This window comes from Bacteroidota bacterium, from assembly GCA_030706565.1.
Lineage (GTDB): Bacteria > Bacteroidota > Bacteroidia > Bacteroidales > JAUZOH01 > JAUZOH01.
The window spans coordinates 1-4,289 of record JAUZOH010000324.1; the positions used below are offsets into that span (position 1 = coordinate 1).

2 protein-coding genes are annotated in these 4,289 nt (G+C 35.7%); one reads left to right on the top strand and one right to left on the bottom strand.

The window, feature by feature from the left end; genetic code table 11:
* On the bottom strand, positions 1 to 738 hold a 738-nt coding region (locus Q8907_13365), incomplete at its 3' end, for a carboxypeptidase-like regulatory domain-containing protein (GenBank protein ID MDP4275260.1).
* A 1,731-nt stretch (positions 739 to 2,469) separates the two neighbouring features.
* Here Q8907_13365 and Q8907_13370 point away from each other — a divergent pair.
* Positions 2,470 to 4,083: an ATP-binding cassette domain-containing protein gene (locus Q8907_13370; GenBank protein MDP4275261.1), complete on the top strand. Its 1,614-nt coding sequence runs from the start codon at positions 2,470 to 2,472 to the stop codon at positions 4,081 to 4,083.
* Positions 4,084 to 4,289 lie beyond the last annotated feature (206 nt).

Below are 4,289 nucleotides of genomic sequence, written 5' to 3' on the forward strand. Positions count from 1 at the left end.
AGAATAATCTGCCGAAAAACAAAACTTATTAATTTTCGTAGTTAGATATATACTGCTGTTAAGACTTCCGTGAGAATCCATACCGGTATTTATACTTCCATTATATCCGTCCATTATTTTTCTGGATGTAACGATGTTAATAATTCCACCTACTCCTTCGGCATCATATTTGGAAGATGGATTGGTAATGATTTCTATATTTTTTATTTTGCTTGCAGGAAGGTTCTTGAGCACATCCTTTCTATTATATGTCATCATTAATGAACTTTTGCCATTAACCAAGATTTTAAAATCTTGCTGTCCTTTCAAATAAATTTCATCATTGCCATCAACTGTTATAAAAGGTACTTTACGAAGTATTTCCAAAGTATTGCTGGTTTGAGATTCCGGGTCTGATTCTACGCTATACACGATTTTATCAACAGTCTCCCTAACTAAAGGCTTTTGGGCAGTTATGGTAACTGTCTTTAATTCCACTCCTTCTTCCATGGCAAGTGTTCCAAGATCGGTTATTTCTTTTTTTATATTTAAAGGAATATGAATTTCTTTATAACCCACTGATGAAATAATTAGTGTATATTTATGTGATTCACCTGTTTTAATTAAAAAACGGCCAGAAGCATCACTTGCCTGCATTATTTTTTTCTGGTTGCTATCATTTTTTATAGTAATTGTTGCATAAGGGATACTATTGCCGCTAAGCTTTTCAACAACCTGTCCCTTGATTTGATAACCCATAAATTTTTTCTGCGACATTAACGGCAAGGAAATGACAAAGCTCAGAATCAGTATTATATTTATTCTGTATCTCATGGAATTAGGTAGTTTCATCGGTTTAAGTTTAGGTTTAAAATATGAATTTAATAAAGTTGGTTATTATTGATTTCCACAATTTGTCCCTCAAATTATGTCCAATTAGTTGAGGGTTAAAATATTGAATTTGCTGATAAGTGGTTGGTTATCCGCTTTTTATGAACATGATTTTTCCAAAAGGGATAACTTTGCTTACACGATTTTTTTTATGCATTCCAACAAAATGATTTTCCTTTTAATAATCAAGATTTGTAGGCTGAGCCTATTCATTAATTTTTAGATTAAAACATAAATTAAAAGTATGAATTTTTTTTGTTAAAATTATTTTTTTACAATTATTTCAATTAAAAATATTGTTGCTGAGTTATATTGAAATTCTTTCTTATAAAATTTAACTTTTTGCAAAACAATATTCATTTGAATGAAAAGTTGCTTGACAGGTCGCCGCTCTGCAGCTCAATATAAACGATTTGCAATTCACACCTAGATAGTTGATTTTATATAACATTCATATATTCTGGATCAATTAGAAAATGCAGTAATTACATATATGGTTAATCCAAAGAATCTTATTAAACAATCTTGAATTATGTTTAGCAATTATGAAAGTTCAAAGGGTTCAATAGTTTAAAATCGGATCAGGTAGACAACAGGATGTTAATCGGACTTTAACTTTGATTATAAAACAGAATCCTTTAATGGTTGAAGGTAGTCGAAGCCAAACTCTGAATTTTTAGTCTTTTTCAGCCTAATAAAATATTTAAGTTTCGCAACTAAATATTTCCCTGAACGGAATAAAATTTAAGGCCCGTAATTTATTGTCCTTCAATCCTTATATAAGGAGCTAAAACAAGCCGTTGATTCATTAAAAATTACAGGATTTTCCTTCGCAAAGCGTTAAAAACAAAATCCTTATTGACTGCCTACTGTCTGAATGAAGCCGATCCGCCAGCTGGCGGACGTGTTCGCCCATTGGCGAATGACGCAGTCACAGTCTTTTTTGTAAACTTTTTGTGACGACAACTAAGCGAAGCGATCTCATTCTCCTGTATTTCATGGAAAATAAAAAGTTTGAATAAAGTTTTAACGCAAAGAATACCCCGGAGGTACATAGATTTTTCTCCGTGTAACTCTGTGTCTTCTCAGTGTATCTCTGTGTTAAAGTATTTAATTATTTAATTATTACACAGAGAACCACAGAGTTTTTCACGGAGAGCCACAGAGAAATTAAAGATATTCAGTATTGTCTTGTTTCCCGGAACGGAATAAAATTTAAAGCTCCTGATTGATGTCCATCAACCCCGCTTTACGAAGGGGCTAAAACAGGCCGGTGATTCATTAAAAAGTTCCAGGACTTTTAATTTCTATCATTGATTAATTGAACCATTTCGAACTATCTCAAACCTGCTCGAACCATTTTTCCTCAGTGAACTCCAGGCCTTAGTGGTTAACGTATTTTTGCGTCTCTGCGCCTTTGCGTGAAACGAATTTTTCGCAAAGCGCATAGCGGCGGCCTATCAAAACACAGTACTGTCTAGCGGACAATAATGATTTTCAATCTATGATTTAAATTGTTCATTTGAAAATAGTTAAAAATTTCCTACCTTTGCATGCCTTTTTTAAAGGTGTAATAATGATTATTATACAGATTTATAAATGATTACAGTTTCAAATTTAGCAATTCAGTTTGGCAAACGAGTTTTATTTCAGGATGTAAACCTGAAATTTACAGCCGGAAATTGTTATGGAATAATAGGTGCAAATGGTGCAGGGAAAACCACTTTTATCCGAATGCTCAGTGGTGACCTTGAATCGACAAGGGGTTCAGTCAGCCTGGGCCCCGGTGAACGTTTGTCCGTTTTAAAACAGGACCATTCCGCCTATAACGAATGTACAGTGCTTAATTCGGTGCTGATGGGCCACGAAACCTTGTGGAACATCATGCAGGAAAAAGATGCTCTTTATGCAAAGCCTGATTTTTCTGATGAAGATGGAGTAAGAGCGGGTGAGTTGGAAGAAAAATTTGCCCATCTGGATGGCTGGACTGCCGAAAGCGATGCCGCCAATTTATTAAGCGATCTGGGTATCAAAGAAGATCTTCACAATAAGTTGATGAAGGAGTTGAGTGGTAAACAAAAGGTGAAAGTGCTCCTGGCACAGGCCCTTTTTGGCAAACCCGACAATCTTTTGCTTGATGAGCCTACCAATGACCTTGACCTGGAAACCGTGATATGGCTGGAAAACTTCCTGGTTAATTTTGAAAATACCATTCTGGTGGTATCTCACGATCGTCATTTCCTGGATTCCATCTGTACCCATATTGTTGATATAGACAGGAACAAAATTAACGTGGTTCCCGGTAATTATAGCTTCTGGTATCAGTCAAGCCAGTTGGCCCTAAACCAGCAAATGGCCCAAAACAAAAAAGCTGAAGAAAAGCGAAAAGAACTGCAGGACTTTATTGCCCGTTTCAGTGCTAATGCATCCAAATCAAAGCAGGCTACCAGCCGTAAGAAGATGCTTGAAAAGCTCAACTTTGAAGAAATTATACCTTCTACCCGTAAATACCCGGGTATTATCTTTTCACCTGAACGTGAACCGGGGAATAATATTCTTAATGTTCAAGGATTATCTAAAAAAGTTGATGGGAAATATCTTTTAAAGAATGTTGAATTCAGTGTTGACAAGGATGATAAGATCGTTTTTCTCTCACGGGATCCACGGGCGATGACTACCTTTTTTGAAATCATTACCGGCAAAGATAAAGCCGACAGCGGCACATACGAATGGGGCGTAACCATTACACCTGCTTATTTGCCTGCTGAAAATTCAAAATTCTTTCAGAAGGATATCAGTCTGATTGACTGGATTGGCCAATATTCGGAAGATACTACCGAGATTTTCCTGAGGGGTTGCTTGGGAAAAATGCTTTTTTCGGGAGAAGAAGTTTCCAAAAAAGCCACCGTTCTTTCCGGAGGTGAGAAGATGCGTTGCATGATTTCCCGCATGATGCTCCGTAACGCCAATGTGTTGATTCTGGACAGCCCGACCAATCACCTGGATCTTGAATCTATTCAGGCTTTCAACAATTCACTGACCGGTTTTAAAGGGAATATCCTGATGTCATCTCACGATCATGAATTTATTCAGACTGTCTGCAACCGGGTGATAGAATTTACCCCGTCAGGTATTATTGACAAAAAAATGGAGTATGATGACTATATTTCTGATGAAAGGTTGAAAGAAAGAAGAGAAGGAATGTATGTTTAAGTATTGAAAATCAGATAAAAAAAGCAACCTGAATTTAGGTTGCTTTTTTTTATCTGATAAATTATTGTTATGTGTTAATGTTTAATTGTTCGTGTATTGTTCTGATTGTTTATCTTTTCAAAGCAATGTCTTTACTTTCCAGCAAATGCCAGATCAATTGGTAATAGTTATAAAGCCTGTTATAGTCAATTCTTGAGGGTTTATCC

Bases quoted from the DNA above. Each gene is read 5' to 3' on its own strand.
- Q8907_13370 (MDP4275261.1), top strand. From the start codon at position 2,470: ATGATTACAGTTTCAAATTTAGCAATTCAGTTTGGCAAACGAGTTTTA.